This is a genomic window from Proteus sp. fly-1008 (genome assembly GCF_040140305.1).
GTDB classification, from domain to species: Bacteria; Pseudomonadota; Gammaproteobacteria; order Enterobacterales; family Enterobacteriaceae; genus Proteus; species Proteus vulgaris_B.
This window is the reverse complement of record NZ_JBEEWH010000007.1, coordinates 171,752-193,254: the sequence shown is the minus strand read 5'-3', so window position 1 is coordinate 193,254 and position 21,503 is coordinate 171,752. Positions and strand designations below refer to the sequence as shown.

21 protein-coding genes are annotated in these 21,503 nt (G+C 38.8%); 4 read left to right on the top strand and 17 right to left on the bottom strand.

The window, feature by feature from the left end; translation table 11 throughout:
* Positions 1-293: 293 nt before the first annotated feature.
* From hemG to pepQ, 4 genes are read right to left on the bottom strand one after another with little or no spacing between them, the layout of a single operon-like run.
* Positions 294-824: a menaquinone-dependent protoporphyrinogen IX dehydrogenase gene (gene hemG, locus ABN256_RS13400; protein WP_072069481.1), complete on the bottom strand. Its 531-nt coding sequence runs from the start codon at positions 822-824 to the stop codon at positions 294-296.
* 20 nt (positions 825-844) lie between these two features.
* Positions 845-2,296 (bottom strand): Trk system potassium transporter TrkH, encoded by a 1,452-nt coding sequence (trkH, locus tag ABN256_RS13395; RefSeq protein WP_072064491.1) that lies wholly within the window; start codon positions 2,294-2,296, stop codon positions 845-847.
* Positions 2,297-2,321: 25 nt separating this feature from the next.
* Positions 2,322-2,942: an IMPACT family protein gene (locus tag ABN256_RS13390; RefSeq protein WP_196554339.1), complete on the bottom strand. Its 621-nt coding sequence runs from the start codon at positions 2,940-2,942 to the stop codon at positions 2,322-2,324.
* Positions 2,942-4,276, bottom strand: coding sequence for a Xaa-Pro dipeptidase (pepQ, locus tag ABN256_RS13385; RefSeq protein ID WP_196554338.1), 1,335 nt, complete (start codon positions 4,274-4,276; stop codon positions 2,942-2,944). The genes ABN256_RS13390 and pepQ overlap by 1 nt, the downstream gene beginning before the upstream one ends.
* Positions 4,277-4,543: 267 nt before the next feature.
* Here pepQ and fadB point away from each other — a divergent pair, with 267 nt between their 5' ends.
* Positions 4,544-6,724 (top strand): fatty acid oxidation complex subunit alpha FadB, encoded by a 2,181-nt coding sequence (fadB, locus tag ABN256_RS13380; RefSeq protein ID WP_197269599.1) that lies wholly within the window; start codon positions 4,544-4,546, stop codon positions 6,722-6,724.
* A gap of 11 nt (positions 6,725-6,735) precedes the next feature.
* Positions 6,736-7,899 carry an acetyl-CoA C-acyltransferase FadA gene (fadA, locus tag ABN256_RS13375; RefSeq protein WP_196554336.1) on the top strand — a complete coding sequence of 388 codons (1,164 nt, stop codon included), beginning with the start codon at positions 6,736-6,738 and terminating at the stop codon, positions 7,897-7,899.
* A 142-nt stretch (positions 7,900-8,041) separates the two neighbouring features.
* Here the strand turns inward: fadA and fre are convergent, their stop codons facing one another.
* The 3 genes from fre to pepE all read right to left on the bottom strand — a co-directional run bounded on the left by fre (position 8,042) and on the right by pepE (position 11,073).
* Entirely contained in the window at positions 8,042-8,743 is a 702-nt protein-coding gene (fre, locus tag ABN256_RS13370; RefSeq protein ID WP_072069486.1) for an NAD(P)H-flavin reductase, read from the bottom strand.
* Positions 8,744-8,758: 15 nt separating this feature from the next.
* Positions 8,759-10,228 carry a 4-hydroxy-3-polyprenylbenzoate decarboxylase gene (gene ubiD, locus ABN256_RS13365; RefSeq protein WP_072069487.1) on the bottom strand — a complete coding sequence of 490 codons (1,470 nt, stop codon included), beginning with the start codon at positions 10,226-10,228 and terminating at the stop codon, positions 8,759-8,761.
* Positions 10,229-10,347: 119 nt separating this feature from the next.
* A complete protein-coding gene (pepE, locus tag ABN256_RS13360) occupies positions 10,348-11,073 on the bottom strand; it encodes a dipeptidase PepE (RefSeq protein ID WP_115351165.1) in 726 nt (241 codons plus the stop codon).
* Between the two features lie 288 nt (positions 11,074-11,361).
* On the opposite strand from pepE, the gene rfaH reads away from it, so the two are divergent.
* Positions 11,362-11,862: a transcription/translation regulatory transformer protein RfaH gene (gene rfaH / locus ABN256_RS13355; RefSeq protein ID WP_197269600.1), complete on the top strand. Its 501-nt coding sequence runs from the start codon at positions 11,362-11,364 to the stop codon at positions 11,860-11,862.
* Positions 11,863-11,925: 63 nt separating this feature from the next.
* Here the strand turns inward: rfaH and tatC are convergent, their stop codons facing one another.
* The 10 genes from tatC to udp all read right to left on the bottom strand — a co-directional run bounded on the left by tatC (position 11,926) and on the right by udp (position 20,492).
* Positions 11,926-12,714: a Sec-independent protein translocase subunit TatC gene (gene tatC / locus ABN256_RS13350; RefSeq protein ID WP_072069490.1), complete on the bottom strand. Its 789-nt coding sequence runs from the start codon at positions 12,712-12,714 to the stop codon at positions 11,926-11,928.
* Between the two features lie 3 nt (positions 12,715-12,717).
* The gene (gene tatB / locus ABN256_RS13345; protein WP_072069491.1) at positions 12,718-13,236 is read right to left on the bottom strand and encodes a Sec-independent protein translocase protein TatB; all 519 of its coding nucleotides are present in this window, start codon (positions 13,234-13,236) and stop codon (positions 12,718-12,720) included.
* A gap of 3 nt (positions 13,237-13,239) precedes the next feature.
* Complete coding sequence (tatA, locus tag ABN256_RS13340) at positions 13,240-13,509, bottom strand: twin-arginine translocase TatA/TatE family subunit (protein WP_006535549.1); 270 nt, start codon at positions 13,507-13,509, stop codon at positions 13,240-13,242.
* Positions 13,510-13,634: 125 nt separating this feature from the next.
* The gene (gene ubiB / locus ABN256_RS13335) at positions 13,635-15,272 is read right to left on the bottom strand and encodes a ubiquinone biosynthesis regulatory protein kinase UbiB (protein WP_072069492.1); all 1,638 of its coding nucleotides are present in this window, start codon (positions 15,270-15,272) and stop codon (positions 13,635-13,637) included.
* The gene (locus ABN256_RS13330) at positions 15,272-15,913 is read right to left on the bottom strand and encodes a ubiquinone biosynthesis accessory factor UbiJ (RefSeq protein ID WP_072069493.1); all 642 of its coding nucleotides are present in this window, start codon (positions 15,911-15,913) and stop codon (positions 15,272-15,274) included. The genes ubiB and ABN256_RS13330 overlap by 1 nt, the downstream gene beginning before the upstream one ends.
* 1 nt (position 15,914) lies before the next feature.
* Positions 15,915-16,670 carry a bifunctional demethylmenaquinone methyltransferase/2-methoxy-6-polyprenyl-1,4-benzoquinol methylase UbiE gene (gene ubiE, locus ABN256_RS13325; protein WP_072069494.1) on the bottom strand — a complete coding sequence of 252 codons (756 nt, stop codon included), beginning with the start codon at positions 16,668-16,670 and terminating at the stop codon, positions 15,915-15,917.
* Positions 16,671-16,753: 83 nt separating this feature from the next.
* Complete coding sequence (gene rmuC / locus ABN256_RS13320; protein ID WP_072069495.1) at positions 16,754-18,094, bottom strand: DNA recombination protein RmuC; 1,341 nt, start codon at positions 18,092-18,094, stop codon at positions 16,754-16,756.
* Positions 18,095-18,196: 102 nt separating this feature from the next.
* The gene (locus ABN256_RS13315; protein ID WP_164525886.1) at positions 18,197-18,727 is read right to left on the bottom strand and encodes a DedA family protein; all 531 of its coding nucleotides are present in this window, start codon (positions 18,725-18,727) and stop codon (positions 18,197-18,199) included.
* 71 nt (positions 18,728-18,798) lie between these two features.
* Positions 18,799-19,581 carry a tyrosine-protein phosphatase gene (locus tag ABN256_RS13310; protein WP_197269602.1) on the bottom strand — a complete coding sequence of 261 codons (783 nt, stop codon included), beginning with the start codon at positions 19,579-19,581 and terminating at the stop codon, positions 18,799-18,801.
* A 152-nt stretch (positions 19,582-19,733) separates the two neighbouring features.
* Positions 19,734-20,492: a uridine phosphorylase gene (udp, locus tag ABN256_RS13305; protein WP_023583501.1), complete on the bottom strand. Its 759-nt coding sequence runs from the start codon at positions 20,490-20,492 to the stop codon at positions 19,734-19,736.
* A 572-nt stretch (positions 20,493-21,064) separates the two neighbouring features.
* Between udp and ABN256_RS13300 the strand changes: the two genes are divergently transcribed.
* Positions 21,065-21,457, top strand: coding sequence for a YidB family protein (locus ABN256_RS13300; protein ID WP_196554332.1), 393 nt, complete (start codon positions 21,065-21,067; stop codon positions 21,455-21,457).
* Positions 21,458-21,503 lie beyond the last annotated feature (46 nt).

Genomic DNA, 21,503 nt, shown 5'->3' with positions numbered 1-21,503 from the left:
CAGATTGTCTGATAATTTGTTAAAGAGCAGTGCAACATTCGCTGCCGTTTCCGGTCTTCTGCGTTGTTGCGAGGAGGCGTATAATACGTTATTCCTCTGAAGAGTCAAGAGTTTTTTCAAACTTTTTTCTTTTCTCTTCACCGTCCTGCGTGGCTAGTTGTTTGCTCATCGCCGGTCAGTGGATGCGCATTATAGGGAGATCTCGGATTAGCGCAAGTGTTTTTTTAAAATAATTTTCCGTTCGTTCAAAACACCAACAAGACGTATAAAAACCCAACAATAAAGGTGGAATATCACTCAATTTTGGCAAAATAAGAGGCAAATTCGCTTACTTTATTCCAATCCGTATATTCAATTTCTTTTGTAGGATCTGTTTCACCTTTAGTCATCTTCATAATTAGCTGGATCATGACTCTATCAATCCATTTATAACGAGGATAAAAAAGGGCACCAGCAAATACACCCGTTAATGTTGGCTTCCATGGGGTCTTATCTAGAAACTTACGCATATAAGCATTCGTTTCAGGTGTATTCTTTTCTTCTTTTCTTGCCGTAAGATTAACGCCAAAGAATGCGGACGGCATACTATTCAATTGTGCAAGATGGCGAGTGATAAATTTATCGAGAGCTTTATTAAAGTAACCATAACGAATAGAAGCACCCACTAAGACTTTATTATAAGCAGATAAATTTAAACTCTGCTGGACAGAGGTTAAATCTCTCACATCACATTCATAACCGTGTTGTCTTAATTCATTCGCAATTTGTATCATTATCTTTTTAGTTTGACCATCAGTACTACAATACAACAATAGCGCGCTCATACATCACTCCTTGTATTAGATTAATCACGCCAAAACGTTGGGGTAAATAACACTAATAATGTGAAAACTTCTAGTCGTCCAAATAACATTGTTACGACGAGTATCCATTTTGCAGCCGGATTCATTGTCGTAAAGTTATCAGCGACAATACCTAGTCCAGGCCCAAGATTATTTAATGTTGTTGCAATAGCAGAAAATGCAGAGAACTCATCAACCCCCGTTGCGATCAACAACATTAAGCTAATAATAAATACCAAAGCATAAGCGGAGAAAAATCCCCATACGGCTTCAATAATACGTTCAGGTAATGCTCGATGACCAAGTTTGATGGTATAAACTGCATTCGGGTGAACAAGACGTTTTAATTCACGATTCCCTTGTAAGAATAAAAGTAAAATACGGATCACTTTTAATCCACCACCTGTTGATCCCGCACACCCACCAATAAAAGCTGAGCATAATAATAGAAGAGGTAGAAATGCCGGCCATTGTGCAAAACTGTCTGTTGCAAAACCAGCAGTTGTCGCCATAGAGACAACTTGGAAAAAGGCCTGATTTATGGTTATCCATCCTGAATCATATACAGAATAAAGCCAAAGAATACCGCTACAGATAATGACTAATCCCAATTGAATTGAGATAAACATACGAAATTCAGGATCACGCCAATAAATATTAAGACTTCTTCCTGTTAATACAGCAAAGTGTAAGCCAAAGTTACACCCAGAAATTAAGAGGAATACACCAATAATGATATTAATAGTTGGGCTATTAAAATAACCAATACTAGCATCGTGAGTAGAAAACCCGCCAATTGCAATAGTTGAAAAGCTATGAGAAATAGCATCAAATACATCCATGCCTGCAATCCATAATGCTAAAGCACAAATGATGGTAAGCAAGACATAAATAAGCCACAGTGCTTTTGCTGTTTCTGCAATTCGAGGTCGCATTTTATTATCTTTCAATGGCCCCGGCATTTCTGCACGATAAAGCTGCATTCCCCCAACACCTAAAAGAGGAAGAATAGCGACTGCTAATACAATGATCCCCATCCCCCCTAACCATTGAAGCATTTGGCGATAAAACAAAATAGCTTTAGGTAAGGAATCTAGCCCTACTAAGGTTGTAGCTCCTGTCGTAGTAAGCCCAGAAAAAGATTCAAAAAATGCATCTGTTATAGAAAGGTGTGGTTGCTCAGAAAAAATAAACGGTAATGCCCCCACACTGCCCAATACAGTCCAAAATAAAACCACAATAAGAAAGCCCTCTTTAGGCTTCAGCTCACTTTTCTTATGTCGGTTGGGGATCCACAGCATTAACCCAATGATCAATGCGACAATAAATGTTTGGCTAAATGCTCGTCCGGCACCATCTCGGTATATTAACGCGACAATACCAGGAATGATCATCGTGACAGAAAATAAGATAACGAGCAGTCCGACAATACGGGTTATTGAACGAAAATGCATTTAGCGATTTCCTTGGTAGCAAAGATTATTCATTTTTATCTAATGGGATTAATTGCATACTGCCACGACTCATATCGCGTAGTTTAATTTCCACTTCACCACTATGTACAGCTGGCAATGAAAGGATAAATGTGACTTTATCAGTATATTCACTTGAGAGCACTTGCCCTTGATATTGTTCAACGACTTGTTCAAGTAATGAAACAAGTGAATATTCACACTCCACATTAAAGCGTAATTGTGGCACTTTTGTCTTTGTAGATAATATTTTTAATGCCTGCTGAACACCACTACCATAAGCACGAACCAACCCGCCTGTTCCTAATTTGATCCCGCCAAAATACCGAACAACCACTGCGGTTACTTCTCCCATTCCACTTCCTAAGAGGGGAGCTAGAATAGGTTTTCCCGCAGTACCTGTTGGTTCACCATCATCAGAAAATCCTAATTGTTGCGAATCATCTGGCCTACCAGCAACAAAAGCCCAACAATGATGTCGGGCATCAGGAAATTGCTCTTTGATAGACTGAATATAGGCTTTAGCTGCATCAATGCCCTCAGTGTGAGCAATAAATGTAATAAAACGGCTTTTCTTTATTTCTTCACTGAACTCTACAGTTTCAGCGGGGATCAAATACGCTTTCATCAGGCTAAATGTAAGTCTCTGGTCATATTTTCAATTTTGTTATCGTGGATAATAATATTATCTTCAATACGAATGCCACCAAAGGGTTTGAAGTGTTCAATTTGCTTCCAATTAAAATGAGTGCTGTATTTCCCATCTTTCCAAGGCTCTAATAAAGAATCGATGAAGTAAAATCCAGGTTCAATCGTTAATACCATGCCAGGTTCAATAATACGTGTACAACGTAAGAATGGATACATAGCAGGAGCAGCTAAATGAGTTCCTTTATCATCTTGCATAAACCCAGCAGCATCATGAACTTGCAGACCTAAAGCATGTCCTAAACCATGAGGCAAAAATGGTGTCGTTAAGCCAGCACTCACCATCTCTTCTTCACTAACACCTTTCACAATACCGTATTTATTGAGCAATCCAGCAATACGCTGATGCATTTGAACATGGTATTCTGTGTAACGCACACCCGCTTTCATCGTTGCGATCAGCGCTTGTTGAGCATCATTCATATCTTTAACTAAAGACGTAAATTCATGATTTTCTTTTGCGCTATAAGTACGAGTTATATCAGCAGCATAACCATTATATTCTGCGCCAGCATCAATAAGGAAACTACGATATTCATCTGGTGATTCATGATCTAATTTTGTGTAATGCAACACAGCCGCATGCTCATTTAATGCAACAATATTCCCATAAGGTACATCGGTATCACGATGACCTGTTGCCATTAAATACGCCATATTAATATCAAATTCACTTAATCCTGCTTGGAAAGCTTCGCGTGCAGCAATATGTCCATTCACTGCCATTTTCTGAGCTTCACGCATACAGGCTAATTCATAACCTGTCTTATAGGCACGATAGTAATGATAATAATTAAGAAGAGATTGATTATTAATATTATCAATACTCACACCTAATGATTCAGCACGTTGCGTATTTGGGCCAATATAAGCAGTATTCTTATTAATATAAGGAGCAAGTTCTTTTTGAATATCATCAACATTTTTGAGATGAATTAATTCAATTTCATGTGTCCAATAGCTACTTGGTAGTGCTTCAACACTATGCCAATAATCAACTGGAGAATAAAACCATAATTTTGGTTTATTAACACCATCAACTAATAACCAGCAATGAGGTACATCAGTCACAGGTACCCATGCTTTAAAATGTGCGTTAACTTTAAAAGGATAATCACTGTCATCAAGAAAAATACGAATAGGCTCACCAGAATGAATTAATACGGAATCAAGATGGTGTCTGGATAAAGCATCACGCGTACGATTTTGTAGAGTTTTGATATGTTCTTGGTACAGAGAGAGCAATTTTTCCATTATTAATTACCTTATCTTATTCATTGTTAATGATTCAGCTTAACACGCCAACTCTTTTAGTAGCTAATACCATAACAAAAATAGATTATTAGCGATTTATATCACTTACTTTTATCAAATAGAGCAACAATATAAAATTCAATAAGTTAAATAATTTCACTGTGATCCTCCTTGCAGTTTTTTAATCAATTATTTGCATTTATTTAACATTGTATTCACACTCTTATTATCTGGTCATACCAGTCTATACTTTTAGGGAGAATACAAATGCTCTATCAAAGCGAAAATATTCAAGTCGATTGGGTGAAACAAGGTATTGTTGAACTCGTTTTTAACGCCAAAGGCTCTATTAATAAATTAGATACCAAAACAGTTGCGATGCTAAGCGAAGCTTTAACTGTATTAGAGGCAACACAAGATCTAAAAGGTGTTATTTTACGTTCTGAAAAGCCAGCCTTTATTGTCGGAGCTGACATCACTGAGTTTTTATCCCTATTTGATGCCCCTGAAGAAGAATTGACTCAGTGGCTACACTTTTCTAATCAAATCTTTAGCCGACTCGAAGATCTCCCAGTTCCCACCATCTCTGCTATCAATGGTTATGCACTTGGTGGAGGCTGCGAATGTGTACTTGCTACCGATTTCCGAATTGCATCCCCTGATTTACGCATTGGTCTTCCAGAAACCAAACTTGGGATCATGCCCGGTTTTGGTGGGTCAGTACGTCTTCCCCGTTTAATTGGTGTCGATAATGCATTAGAAATTATTACTGCGGGTAAAGATATTGATGCTCAAACGGCACTTCAAAATGGGTTGATCCAAGCTATTGTTCCACTGGAAAACTTAAAAGAGAGTGCAATTTCGCTAATAGAACAATCCATTGACGGTAAGATTGATTGGAAGGCCGCTCGTTATCCGAAAACAGCGCCATTAAGATTGACAGAACTTGAACATAAGATGTCTTTTGGTGTAGCTAAAGGCATGGTGATGAAAGTAGCTGGCTCTCATTATCCAGCGCCTATCACCGCAGTTAAAACCATAGAAAAAGCAGCATTTTTAAATAGAGATGAAGCACTTGCTCTTGAAACCGAAAGTTTTGTCAAACTCACGCGCACTGATGTTGCTAAAGCCTTAGTCGGTATTTTTCTCAATGATCAGTATGTCAAAAATATTACGAAAAAACGGCATGCAGAATTACCTAAACAAGCAGCTGTATTAGGTGCAGGTATTATGGGCGGTGGAATTTCCTACCAGTCAGCCTTAAAAGGTATTCCGGTTATTATGAAAGATATTAACCAAAAATCCCTTGAACTGGGTATGAATGAAGCACTAAGCCTATTACAAAAACGCCAAGAAAAAGGTCGTATGACCGCTGTTGATATGGCGAAAACACTCTCCTCTATTCAACCAACACTAAATTATGCCTCTGTCAGCGATGCAGATATTGTGGTTGAAGCTGTTGTTGAAAATCCAAAAGTAAAAGCAACTGTACTTGCAGAAACAGAAGCATTATTAGCAGATAACGCGATCCTTGCTTCCAATACCTCAACGATACCTATCTCATTGCTCGCAAAATCCTTAAAACGCCCAGAAAATTTCTGTGGTATGCATTTCTTTAATCCTGTCCATCGCATGCCTTTAGTGGAAATTATTAAAGGTGAAAAAACCAGTGAAGAGACCATTAATCGTATTGTTAGTTATGCAAGCAAAATGGGCAAAACACCGATTATTGTTAATGATTGCCCTGGCTTCTTTGTAAATCGAGTCCTCTTTCCTTATTTTGCAGGATTCTCTCTATTGCTAAGAGACGGTGCTGATTTTATTGCTGTTGATAAGGTGATGGAAAAAGTATTTGGTTGGCCAATGGGTCCAGCTTATTTACTTGATGTTGTGGGTATTGATACCGCTAATCATGCTCAAGCTGTTATGGCTCAAGGCTTCCCTGACAGAATGGGAACTATTGAACGCGATACTATTGCACTGTTATATGAACAACAGCGATACGGGCAAAAGAATAATCATGGTTTCTATAATTACACAGTTGATAAACGAGGTAAAAAACAGAAATCAGTTGATGGGCAAATTCAAACACTCATTCAACAAAATGTGGGTAAAGTACAAGAGTTTAGCCAAGACGAGATTATTGCTCGCATGATGATCCCAATGATCAATGAAGTTATTCGTTGTCTAGATGAAGGTATTATTGCTTCACCAGCCGAAGCTGATATCGCACTAGTATATGGCTTAGGCTTCCCTCCTTTCCGTGGTGGTGTATTCCGTTACCTCGATACTATTGGAACTGCAAAATTCGTTGCAGATGCACAGCAATATGCGTCATTAGGGGCACTTTATCAAATCCCTGAAAGCTTAAAACAGAAAGCACAACACAACGAAACCTATTATCCAAAACCCACAAAAGTAGATGTTAACATCAGAGAACTCGCTTAAGGAGAGATGAAATGGAAAAGGTTGTCATAATTGATGGTATTCGTACTCCTATGGGACGCTCTAAAGGTGGTGCTTTTCGCCATGTTAGAGCAGAAAATCTCTCTGCTCACCTGATGCAAGCACTACTAAAACGTAATCCTAATATTAATCCTAATGATATTGGCGATGTGATTTGGGGTTGTGTACAGCAAACCTTAGAACAAGGTTTCAACATTGCACGTAACGCTGCATTATTAGCCGAACTTCCTCATAAAGTGCCAGCTGCCACGGTTAATCGCTTATGCGGTTCATCAATGCAAGCATTACATGACGGCGCTCGCCAAATTATGCTTGGTGATAGCCAAGTGGCATTAATTGGTGGTGTTGAACATATGGGTCATGTGCCAATGACTTATAATGCGGATTTTAATCCATCTCTCAATCTTTCTGTTGCTAAGGCCTCATTTTCCATGGGTTTAACCGCAGAAATGTTAGCTAAATCATTTCAAATTTCACGTGAAGACCAAGATAAATTTGCTTATCGTTCTCACCATTTAGCAGCTCTTGCAACACAACAAGGCTATTTTGATAATGAGATAGTGGCTATCAATGGTCATGATGCAACGGGTAATTTCATCAATGTTAAAAATGACGAAGTTATTCGTTATAACCCAAGTCTTGATGATTTAGCGCAACTAAAACCTGTATTTGATCCCGTAACTGGCTCTGTAACAGCAGGAAATTCATCCGCAGTTTCGGATGGTGCATCAGCGATGTTTATCACCAGTGAACGTTATGCTAAAGAGCATAACTTAAAGCCTCGGGCTGTTATTCGTGCTATGGCTGTTACAGGGTGCGATCCCGCAATTATGGGTTATGGCCCAGTTCCTGCGACAGAAATTGCATTGAAGAAAGCAGGATTAACACTCAGTGATATTGATATTTTTGAACTCAATGAAGCTTTTGCAGCACAATCATTAGCCTGTATGAAGAAAATGAATTTGCTAGAAAGTCTAGATGACAAGATTAATTTAAACGGTGGTGCAATTGCCTTAGGACACCCTTTAGGTTGCTCCGGTTCACGTATAACAACCTCGTTACTCAATATTATGGAACGTAAAGATGCACAATTTGGCTTAGCCACAATGTGCATTGGATTAGGGCAAGGCATTGCAACGATTATAGAACGTGTTTAATGCGATATTCTGTATATCCACGTTCTTATCATTATGAAAGTCTTCTTTTCGATTGCATGGTTAGAAACCATTTTCCCGCCGTCAGGGGCGGGTTTTTTTATGGTTTTAAAAACAAAATCGATAATAACGTGGAAAAACGTTATCAAATAAATTCAAACGCATCGCTAAATAAGCGTGTTTTATCTGCATTACGTTCATTACAAAAGCGCTCTCTGGCTATTTTGGCCATTTCAAAACGCCCTGCAATGTAAATATCATATTCTGATAAATCACCAAAATCTTCGCTTATTGCAGTTAATACCGTACCTTTTCTGCCTCGCCAAGTTTCATCGGGTTGTTCAACTACGGGGACAACGGTTAAAGAAGGATGCAACTCTGATAATTCTTGTAATTCATTGAGATCATAGAGATGAATGCTTTCTCTTCCCCCCCAATAAATTGTAATAGGTCTCTGTGGGTTTTCAGCTAATGCTGCCAGTAAAATTGAATGGGTATAAGAAAAACCTGTGCCGCCAGCAATTAATAGTAGAGGACGCTGACTCTCTTTTTTAAACCATGCATTTCCATGAGGAATATCAATGGTGAGTTGCTGTTTTTCTAAAATCACATCAAGCACAGCCATCGCATAAAGATTGAGTTCAGACGCACCAATATGAAGTTCAATAAAGTCTTTATTTTCAGGTATAGATGCAATAGAAAAAGGACGTTTATCACGTTCATCCATAACAGCTAAAAGATATTGCCCAGCCTGAAAATCAAATTCGCCATCGGGTAATAGCCTTACCCGATAAACCGTATCTGTCATCGGCTCAACAAGTGAGACTTTACAATTCAGTATTGCCATGTTGTTCCTCTGTTATTATTTAAGAATATCGAGCTGTTCCCAAATAGTATCGACTCGTTGCTTAACTTCATCAGACATCACAATAGGTCTACCCCATTCTCTATCTGTCTCACCAGGCCATTTGTTGGTCGCATCAAGACCCATTTTTGATCCTAATCCTGAAACAGGTGAAGCGAAGTCAAGATAATCAATAGGCGTATTTTCCATCATAATGGTATCTCTCGCAGGATCCATTCTGGTTGTAATTGCCCAAATCACATCTTTCCAATCTCTTGCATTGACATCATCATCGCAAACAATCACAAATTTGGTGTACATAAATTGCCGTAAATAAGACCAAACTCCCATCATTACGCGTTTAGCATGACCCGCATACTGTTTTTTCATAGTCACAACGGCTAAACGATAAGAACATCCTTCAGGAGGTAGATAAAAGTCTACAATTTCAGGAAATTGTTTTTGTAATATAGGAACAAGCACTTCATTAAGTGCAACACCTAATACTGCGGGTTCATCAGGTGGTCGCCCTGTATAGGTGGAGTGATAAATTGCATCTTTACGGCGCGTTAAATGCGTAATGGTAAACACAGGGAAAGAATCAATTTCATTATAATATCCTGTGTGATCGCCATATGGTCCTTCTGGCGCAAGCTCTCCCGGTTCAATGTAACCTTCAAGGATAATTTCAGCACTTGCAGGCACTTCAAGATCATTCGAAAGACATTTTACAACTTCTGACTTATTTCCACGCAATAAGCCTGCGAAAGCGTATTCAGATAATGTATCAGGTACCGGTGTTACAGCACCTAAAATAGTAGCGGGATCTGCCCCTAATGCTACGGAAACAGGGAATCGTTCACCCGGATGTTTTTGACACCATTCTTGAAAATCTAAAGCACCACCACGATGCGATAACCAACGCATAATCACTTTGTTTTTACCCAGCACTTGCTGGCGATAAATACCCAGATTTTGGCGTTCTTTAAGTGGGCCACGAGTCACCGTTAATCCCCAAGTAATTAAAGGTGCTGCATCTTCAGGCCAACAATGCATAACAGGGATCTTTGTTAAATCAACATCATCACCCGTTAAAACAACTTCCTGGCAAGGTGCTTTGCTCAAGCGTTTTGTTGGCATATTTAAAACTTGCTTAAACTTGGGCAACTTATCAAAAAGATCACGAAAGCCTTTCGGTGGATCGGGTTCTTTTAGAAATGCTAATAGTTTGCCGACTTCATGCAAAGCTTTAACATCATCTTGCCCCATTCCCATAGCCACACGCTTTGGTGTGCCAAATAAGTTACAAAGCACTGGCATATCAAACCCCTTGGGATTTTCAAATAACAGCGCTGGCCCACCGGCACGTAAAGTTCTGTCCGCTATTTCGGTCATTTCAAGGTAGGGATCTATTTCGAAGGTGATACGTTTTAATTCACCTTTTTCTTCTAATAATGAAAGGAAATCTCTTAAATCGCGGTATTTCATCATAATCTTACGAGCCAGTGAGTGAAAGAAAAGAGGGCAATGCCCTCTTTGAGACGCTATAAGCTAAACGCATAACTCACTAAAATGCAATGCTTTTTATTTGATAGCGTTTACTATACTTATAAACAACGGAATGGAACCCACTCTGAAAGTAATTTAGTATCAAACTGTTCAGGAAATGTTTTTCCATGTTGGAAGATTTTAAAACCTTCATTTTTAGCGCTGTAATAATGTAATTCTTCACCATGAATATATAAGTAACTTCCTTCACGGATAGCCACAACAATCTCTTCAGGGTTAATAGCACAAAACTCAGCAATACGCTCATCACGTGTTTCACCCATATGACCACTAATAGAAGCATCAATGTAATGTGGGTTAATTTGAACAGGGAACAAGCCAAGTGATGGCATGATAACAGAGGAACGTACTGGCATGTCATTAGTTGTACGAATTGTTGGGGTTGCAACGTTACAACCTGCGCTCCAACCAATATAAGGAATATTACGTTCACGGACAGCACGTTGGATAGGAACAACTAATCCTTTTTCATGCAGCATTTGGTTTAATAACCAAGTATTACCACCGCTAACTAAAATACATTCTGCATTATTGATTGCATCAACTTCTGAATCGAAATGCTCAATACAAGTCACTTCAATACCTAACACTTCTGATAAATCACGAGCACGTTGGTCATGATCAGAACGAATAACAGCATAGGCAATTAATACAGCAGAACGAATACCACGTGTTTTGATCATGTTATCGATATTATCTTTCGCATAACTTAACCATCGTGGATCCCCGGCAATTTTTCCGTTACTTAATAAAAAAACTTCCATTACAGAACCTCTTTATAATTATGAATAGAACTATAAGATAATTATCTTGAAAGTTTTTTCTTGTTTTTACCATCACTTTTTTGTCAACTTGTTACCTCTATCTGAGATCCAATTGAAAGTAACAAAAACGGCCTCTTTTATTGCGTATGAACACAGCTTTTCTATTTTTTTTCCAGTATAAAATCGCGTTAGGCTATTTTTACTTAAACCCAATAGATGACTGTTACCATAATTATAAATTTGCTATTATCACTTAAATTAAAAATTAACTAACTTATTGTCTCTATTATGAAAAAATGGCACTTGCTGTATTGTAAACGAGGACAAGTTCCTCGCGCTATCGAACACTTAGAACGTCAGCAAGTGGGCTGTTTCACACCAATGGTTACCATAGAAAAAATAGTAAGAGGAAAACGCACAGCAGTAACCGAGCCTCTTTTTCCTAATTACCTTTTTATCGAGTTTGATCCTGAAGTGATCCATACCACAACCATTAACTCAACACGTGGAGTGAGCTCGTTTGTCCGCTTTGGGCAATATCCTGTCACTGTTCCTCAAGATGTGATTGATACATTACAAATACCCCAACTTTCATCACTCACTTATAGTGAAGAAAATGTACCTCATAGTGGAGATAGTGTATTGATTACAGAGGGTATTTTTCAAGGAATTCAAGCTATATATCAAGAACCTGATGGTGAGGCTCGCTCAATTTTGCTTTTAAACATATTAAATAGCGAAGTGAAAAAATCAGTGAGTAATAAAGAATTTAAAAAAGAGTCCCCCTAGAAAAAGTTAACCCAGCTATTGCTGGGCTAATATCATATGATTCCAGGAACCTTGTTCCTAAAACTATTTTTGCTGTTCTGTTTCAGCTTCTTCCTCTGCTTCCTCAGCTTCTTCTTCAGGTGTTTTTCTTCGGCCGTTACCCACATAGAAACGCGATACCATGACACCGATTTCAAACAGTAAGTACATCGGTATTGCTAATAAGGTTTGAGAGAAAACATCTGGTGGCGTCAATACCATACCAACGACAAAGGCACCCACAAGAATATAAGGACGTTTTTTCTTTAATGCTTCTGGTGTTGTTACACCACTCCAGCACAGTAAGATAATCGCAATAGGTACTTCAAACGCCGCACCAAACGCCATAAAGAGCGTCATCACGAAGCTGAGATATTTACTGATATCTGGAATAAAGTTAACCCCTTCAGGGGTTGTATTAACAAAGAAACCAAATGCAAGAGGGAACACAACAAAATAAGCAAACGCCATGCCGAGATAGAATAATACCGTACTTGAAACAAGTAACGGCAACATCAGGCGACGTTCGTGTTTATACAATGCTGGTGCGATAAAAGCCCATACCTGATAAAGGATAACAGGTACAGAAGCAAAAACAGATACCATGATTGTCAATTTAATCGGAGTCAAAAAAGTAGAGGCAACATCTGTCGCACTCATATTTGACCCTTGTGGCAACTTATCGAGTAATGGAGCCGAGACTAATTGATAGATATCGTTAGAAAAATAAACCAGCCCTAAAAAAACCACTAAAACAGAAACCAAGCTATACATCAAACGCTTGCGTAGTTCTATTAAATGGCTGATCAGCGGTTGGGTATCATTTACTGCCATGTTTTAATGCTCACCATTGACCTGATCAGTTGTTTTTTTCTCTATTGTTACTGTTTTAGTAACAGGAACTTCTGTCTTTGTAACACTTTCAGCCACAACAGGTTTATGGCTGTTAGCATCATCATTAACTTCATCAGCTTCAGCAAGCGCAGCAAGATCAGAAGGTGAAGGTTCCGTAGAGTCGGTTTTTACAGACTGCTCTGTTGTTGAGTCTGGCGTTGAAGGTGCTTGATAAGTCTGCTTTAAAGACTGTGCAGCCTCTTTTAACTCATCCATAGACGCTTTTAACTCTGGCGATAACGTTTGTAAATTTGCTTTCTCTTCAACTTTCTTCAAACTCTCTTGGAGTTCTTGAAGTTTAAGTTCTTGAGTTAGCTCATTTTGTACATTCGCAGCCAAAGAGCGTAGCGCCCTTACCCAGCCAGCAATTGTTTTTACTGCTACGGGCAAACGTTCTGGCCCCAGAAAAACAAGACCAATCACCATGACCAATAGCAGCTGACTAAAACCAATGTCAAACACGGTTTATACCTGCTCTTTGTTTTTGCTCTCAGTTGTAGACTTCTCTTCTGTTGAAGTCTTCTGCGCTAAATTTTTAGTATCAAAATCTGCGTCGTTATTTGTTTTTTCAGCGTTGTTGGTGTCTTTATCTGCAGCTTCGTCACCAATCGCTTTTTTAAAGCCTTTTACTGATGCACCTAAATCTGAGCCCAATGTGCGCAGTTTATTTGTACCAAATAATAAGACAACGATGACAGCGATGATAAGTAATTGCCAAATGCTAATACCGCCCATTTTATGTTCCTCAACTATTTTCGGGGTTATACTTAATAACAGTGCCCATTATATACAACGAATTCAATTTTCGGGAATCTCGAATTCATCTTTTAACTTGCTCAAAGACAAACTTTGATGTGTTTTTATTGTGCATTACCAGATCTAAACCAACCCAAAATCCATGCAAGAAGACCTAAACTGATAAAAACACTGAATAATGTTTTAAAACCAGAAACAAAAAACAGGCTACCGCATAAAAACAGTGTCGTACCTATACCCAATAAAAATAGAGACTGTCTCTGTTTGACTCTTTGCGAACTTATTTGTTCCGTCAATTTATCTAGTGTTAACTTCATATTTTTATGTTGTTTCAGACTATCATAAACCAGCTCTGGTATCTCTGGCATTTTTTCTATCCAGTAAGGCGCCTTACTCTTTATGCCATTCATTAATGCTGTAATACCAATTTGGCTATGCAACCAATCTTCTAAGAAAGGTTTTGCCGTTTTCCATAAATCTAATTGTGGATACAGTTGTCGCCCAAGACCTTCAACATAAAGCAGTGTTTTTTGAAGCAACACTAATTGAGGCTGTACTTCCATATTAAAACGCCGTGCGGTATTGAACAGATTAAGCAACACATGACCAAATGAGATCTCAGACAGAGGCTTTTCAAAAATTGGTTCGCACACAGTACGGATTGCAAATTCAAAATCTTCCACATTGGTATCTGCTGGCACCCAACCTGAATCAACATGTAACTCTGCAACTTTTCGATAATCACGATTAAAGAAAGCTAAGAAGTTCTCAGCTAAATAGCGTTTATCTTCTTTATTTAATGAACCAACGATACCGCAATCAATGCCGATATAATATGGATTTTCAGGGTGATCATAACTAATAAACACATTACCAGGATGCATATCCGCATGGAAGAAACTGTCTCTAAACACTTGAGTGAAAAAGACTTTTACACCGCGCTCTGCAAGAAGCTTCATATTCGTCTTTTGTGCATTCAACGCTTCGATATCAGAAACGGGAATACCGTAAATACGTTCCATCACCATCACATTTTCATGGCAATAATCTGAATACACTTCTGGGATATAAAGCATCGAGCTATTTTCAAAATTACGGCGAAGTTGAATAGCATTAGCGGCTTCACGCAGTAAATTTAGCTCATCGAGTAATGTTTTTTCGTATTCGCGGATCACTTCTTTAGGTCGTAAACGACGACCATCAGGTAAAAACGGTAATAAATTTGCCAAGCGATACATTAAACGGATATCTGCTTTGATCACAGGCTGGATATCAGGGCGAATAACTTTTAGCACAACTTCTTTGCCGTTTTCTTTTAATTTCGCTGTATGAACCTGAGCAATAGAAGCCGAAGCCAGAGGTGTTTCATCAAAATCATCAAACCATTGGTCGATAGGACCACCAAATGAATTTTCGATATATTGTCGTGCTTTTTTGCCATCAAAAGGGGCAACTTTATCTTGCAATAGCGCAAGTTGGTCAGCAATTTGAGGAGGAAAGAGATCACGTCGAGTTGATAACATTTGACCTAATTTAATCCAAACAGGCCCTAATGTTTGCAATGCGAGTCGTAAGCGTTCACCTAATGGTTTTTCTGGATGCTTATTTTTGATCCAAAAGAGTGCTCGGCATCCCAATCTTGCAGGTAAAGTAATTCGATGTTTAGGAATTAATTCATCAAGCCCATAAGATAAGAATACCTGAATAATATGATAGAGGCGCTTTAACTCACTAAGGAGCATTATTTTTTCTCCAATGTGCCTAACCGTTTTTCTAGTTCGGCTGTTTGCTGTGCAAGTTGTTCTATTTCATCATAAAAATGGACTGTTTCTAATGCACTAGGTGCGGTTTTCCACTCCTCAATTAACGCATCACGCAAATAACCTTTTTGGTGACTCAAGAGTGAAGAAAATAACTGAACGCCCTTTCCTGCAACAACAGTCAAACTTTGCGCTGCTATGTCGCCAATATACGGTGCTAAATATTGCGCGGGATCCCACTGCGCCATATCTAGCAATGCAGACCAATTTTGAACAACCTGCATATCACCATCAATAGTGATATCGCCACGATTGATCAATTCTGACATTTTTTGGCGATCGCGAAGCTTAATCAGAGTAAGTAATTTTGTTTTTATCAAACAATCAGTTTCATCATCCCACTGGCTTAATACATCAACTTGTTGTTCGCTAAAGACTAAGTAGATGGAACGAGGAAACTCATTGATAGAAAGCGCCAACACTTTGCCCGCAAGGCGATTGCGGGCAGGTTTAAGCACATTTTCCTGATATAAAACGTGATTAAGAGCTGTCTCCATTGATGCTGTTAACAGCGGATACAGCACTTGAGTAGCAATATCATGAGAAAAAGTGGCTTTTTCCATCTCAGAATTTAAATCCTTTGTGTAGAGCAACTATACCGCCAGTCATGTTGGTATAGGTCACTTGGCCAAATCCCGCTTCTTCCATCATACCTTTTAAAGTTTCTTGGTCTGGATGCATACGAATTGACTCCGTTAAATAACGGTAACTTTCAGCATCATTTACAATCACTTGGCCAATTTTTGGTAGGATATGGAAAGAGTAAGCATCATAAATTTTGCTTAAAGGATCAAGAACCGGTTTAGAGAACTCCAGCACCAGCAATCGTCCACCTGGTTTCAATACACGAAACATAGAACGCAATGCTTTCGCTTTATCGGTCACATTACGTAAGCCAAAGGAGATAGTGATGCAATCAAAATGGTTATCAGGGAAAGGTAACTCTTCAGCATTCGCTTGTACGTAGTTAACATTACCCACAATACCGTGATCGCGTAGCTTTTCACGTCCCATTTTCAGCATTGAATCATTAATATCAGCTAAAACAACTTCTCCATTTTCACCTACTAAACGAGAGAATTTAGCTGTTAAATCACCAGTACCGCCCGCAAGATCAAGAACTCGTTGATTACGTCTTACACCACTTGCTTCAATAGTATAACGTTTCCAAATGCGGTGGACACCGAAAGACATCAAATCATTCATTAAATCATATTTAGACGCGACAGAGTGAAAAACCCTTGCAACCATGGTTTGTTTATCATCTTTGTCAACGGTTTGGAAACCAAAATCTGTTGTTTCCTTAGTTTGTTGAGTCATATTATTTGCCCGCTAATTAATCAAAATTTAGTAAATTCAGTACTGGTCTTATTTCAGAAATCTTTATCTCTTTATTTTTCAAATCAATCAGACGTCGATTTTTCAATGAGATCATTATCAATCGTTTTTTTTATCTCAACCCCTAGGGATTTGAAGCCTTCCGCTTGACTGATAAGATTTCCACGACCTTCAGAGAGTTTTTTCATCGCCAATAAATAGCCAGACTGCGCTTTTTGAATACTGTTTCCTAGCCCTTGCATATCATCAACGAAAAGTCTTAATTTGTCATACATTTTAGCCGCTCTGTCCGCAATTTCTTGCGCATTTTGGCTTTGATATTCATATCGCCACAATGCCGCTATTGTACGCAAAGCAACAAGTAAAGTAGATGGCCCAACTAACATTATATTGTTTTTCAATGCTTCTTCTAACAAATCAGGAGAATGACCAATCGCAACAAGATAAGCTGGCTCTATGGGTATAAACATCAAAACATAGTCTAAAGACGTAACACCCGGTAGTTTATGATAATCTTTTACACTCAATCCTTTAATATGCGTTCTAATTGAGTTCACATGTGCATAAAGCGCCTGTTTACGTTCATTATCATCATGGCTACTAAAATACTTTTCATATGCCACCAGCGACATTTTAGCGTCGATAATGACATCCCTACCATGAGGTAAATGCACAATAACGTCAGGTTGATAGCGACCGCCATTTTCATGGCGAATACTCACCTGTGTTTCAAACTCATGGCCTTCGCGTAATCCTGAAGACTCTAATATACGCGCTAAAACCGTTTCCCCCCAATTACCTTGGACTTTATTGTCCCCTTTTAAGGCATTTGTTAGGTTAACCGCTTCTTGTGCCATCTTGACATTTAATTGTTGAAGCTGGCGAATTTCATGAACTAAGGTATGCCGCTCTCTGGCTTCTTGCCCAAAACCATCTTGAACTTGGCGTCGAAAACTTTCCAGTTGTTCACGAAAAGGTGACAGTAAATGCGTTAGTCCTTGTCGATTTAACTCTTCGGCTTTACGCCCACTTTGTTCAAAAATACGATTAGCCAGATTTTCAAACTGCGTCGCAAGCCGTTGCTCACTATTGACTAATAGCCGCTGTTTTTCTTCAGCAGATATTCGACTCTCTTCCCACCGCGTTGTCACTTCTCTTAATTCTGCTTCTTGAGAGGTAATAATTTCTCGTTGAGCACGCAATTCTTGCTCTAGTTGCTCTATATGCTGTTGTAAAGAGGGGATAATTGCTGATTTTTCTTGGGCAACGGCAAGCTGTGTGTAGTTTTCACGTAACATGGCTTCTTTATCAGCTAGACGTTGCTGGATAGACCACCAAACAAGCGCGCCACCGACCAGTACACCGCCTAATAAACCAATGATCCCATATAACAACTGAATATCCACTAAAGTGACCTTTTTACTTTCCAGCGGGCTACGTTAAAACGCATAGATAATATTGTCTAGCAACAATTTACATCATGACTTGATTTGCGATAAAGGACGCAATTATCCCACCCATTTCGCAAGCCATTGCAAACCAAAAGCACCGGGTGCCAAAATACCAAATGCCCAGATCATGGCTGATGTTAAATTAGCAATTTGAAAATAACGCTGTGGCATTGCACAAATGCCCGCAACTAAAGGCACGATGGCACGAAAAGGCCCAAAAAAACGCCCAATAAATACGCCCCAGATCCCCCAACGATTAAAAAATTGATGACCTCTAACAAGCGTTTGTGGTGATCGCGAAATTGGCCATAAGTTTCTCACGCCATCTTTATAGTGGAAACCTACCCAGTACGAGACCCAATCTCCAAAAAAAGCACCTAATGCAGCAGCAAGCCAAATCGGCCAGAAAAATAAGCCACTTTCACCAATTAAGGCCCCTAATCCCAATAAAATAACAGTTGCGGGGATCAACAAAGAAATAAAAGCGAGTGACTCGCCAAAAGCAAGAAAGAACACGATAGGAATAGCCCAGATTTCGTGCTCTTTTACAAAGAGAGTGATGGTATGAATGATATCTTGTACTGTCAAAATAGAGGCCTTAAATTCGGTTAACCTAAGTGAAATAAAACAGACTGATTAACCGAATATAAATCACTTCATTATTCGAGAAAATAACTTTGTAAGATATCTCGGCTTGCAGTATCTAAACCAATATCTTTCTCTAACCACGTATCGACGTTGCCATAATGCTGATTAATACTGGCTAGTGCAGTTTGTAAAAACTCTTCTTGTACAGAATAAACATAGGCAAATTTATCGACGATATGTTCACTCATTGTTTTAGCATGCTCTTCTAAGAGGTAAGCACGATAAGGGGCTAATGTTTCATTCGTGAGTAGGTAGTCTTCCATCACCACATCTAAAGAAGCACCGAGTGCAAACAAGACTAATGCAGAACCCACGCCTGTTCTATCTTTACCTACTGCACAATGTTGCACTACTCCCCCTTTTTCAGGTTGCTTTAATAGTGTAGCCAGTTGCTTATATGCAGGATTATTAATAGGTAATAACTTATATAACTGAAACATAAATGCTTTAGCATCAAATTGCTCTAATATTTCAGGTGTCAATTTTTCAAGATTAGCGGAGACTTCTTTTGATAATGGATTTGCAGGTGCATGATAATATTGAGCCCCTTCCCAAACCCGGTCTGGTTTATCAATAATTTCACCGGCGTCACGATAATCAATGATTTGAAAAAGATTTCTATCGACGAGAAGAGATTGATCTGTATGGGTTAATCTATCCAGTGATCCTGAGCGAAAGAGCATTCCAGGTTTAATAACACCACCGTTACTTAATTTTTTCCCACCTAAATCACGAAAGTTAATCCCACCAACTAAAGGCAACACCGAAGGATGTGTTTGTAAGATATCAGTCATAACGCCTCTTCTCATTATTATGTTGTTAAGTTCTTAAAGACCTTAACAGAAATCATCTTCTGTTGTCATGTCATATTAACGTGATGAATTACCATACAAAAAAAGCCCTTAATACTTTTGTATTAAGGGCTTTAGTACTCAATTGAAAACGCTTATTTCATTAAAATACGAGCTGCTTCAATAACGATTCCAAGTGCATTGTTTTCTGTTTTCTTCAGTAATTCTGCATCTGGAATTTCTTGCTGAGTACGGTTTACAATAACACCTGCAACCATACCTGCACGTAAACCTTGGCTTGCACACATTGTCAATAATGTTGCAGATTCCATTTCATAGTTCATTACGCCCATTTCTTGCCACTCTTTCATCGAGCCTTTGAAACGGCGGACAACACGGCCTGTATAAGTATCGTAACGTTCTTGTCCTGGATAGAATGTATCAGAAGACGCAGTTACACCTACGTGTACAGTTGAACCATTGTCTTTAGCGGCTTTGTACAGTGCATTCATACATTCAAAGTCAGAAACTGCTGGGAATTCCATTGGTGCAAAGTGTAAGCTCGCACCATCTAAACGAACTGCGGCCGTGGTCACAAGAATATCACCTACGTTGATATGTTCTTGAATTGCACCTGTTGTACCAATGCGTAAGAAAGTACGAATACCTAATTGCGCTAATTCTTCAACTGCGATAGAAGTAGATGGACCACCGATACCCGTTGAGCAAACAATGACAGCTTTGCCATCAATTTCACCACGCCATGACGTGTATTCACGTAAAGAAGCCAGATGGACAGGGTTATCCATTAATTTTGCAATTTTTTCAACACGCTTAGGATCACCTGGAACAATTGCTAAAGTGGCACCCTGTAGGTCATTTTTGGTTAAACCTAAGTGAAATACATCAGACATATCGGACTCCTCAATGGGACAAAACCAATGTTCATTAAATTAAGACTTACTTTATCAGCTTTACAGACCTTTTTAGTGACCAATATCACCTGCAAGGCGCCAAACAAAGTAACAATTTCATAAAATTGTGACCATAATCACGAAAAATGGCATTCGAAATACATTTTCAGCAAATACATCACCCATATTCGCTTACTAGTATAGATGCAATAAAAACCCTAGCGAATATAAATACCCAAATACATACATACTCTAAATAGTTCAAGATGTAGCTAGAATGAGTCGCTAGGAGCATACATCAGTATGTGACTAGCGCGAATAAACGAAGTCAACAACACTACAGCTTGAAGCATGACGAGTAAATACTCTAAATAGTTCAAGATGTAGCTAGGCGACAAGTGAACGAGTCGCTAGGAGCATACAATAGTATGTGACTAGTGTGAGAGAATGAAGTCAACAACGCTACAACTTGAAGTATGACGAGTATAGATGAATATACTAACTTCACGTACACTACCCGCCTTTAAAATTAACATCTAATGTGTGACACCTATTTTGTCACTGGAGTGATCATGAGTTTATTTAACCAAATTGCGAGCCTACTAGGTGGCGAAAAAATCAATCAATATAAAACTGTCCTCGACTGGGTTGAGTCTCAAGGTGGCATTGAGGGCTTAATAAAGCAATTTGATACAGCGGGTTTTAGTGAGCTAATCCAATCTTGGATAAGTACAAATACAAATTTACCTATCAGCGCTGAACAAATCGTAACTGTTTTCTCATCACCTGTTATTAACGAACTTGCGTCAAAGATTAATTTAAGTGCAACTGAAGCTTCTGAAATGGCGGCACAATATCTACCTAAACTCATTGATAAAGTGACGCCTGATGGAGTGGTACCTAAAGATTTAGATTTAGTCAGTGCAGGGATGGATATTTTAAAAGCGAAGATTTTCGGTGGTTAAATAAACCAACTATTTTAATCGTGCCTATTTAATGCGTTTCCTCTTA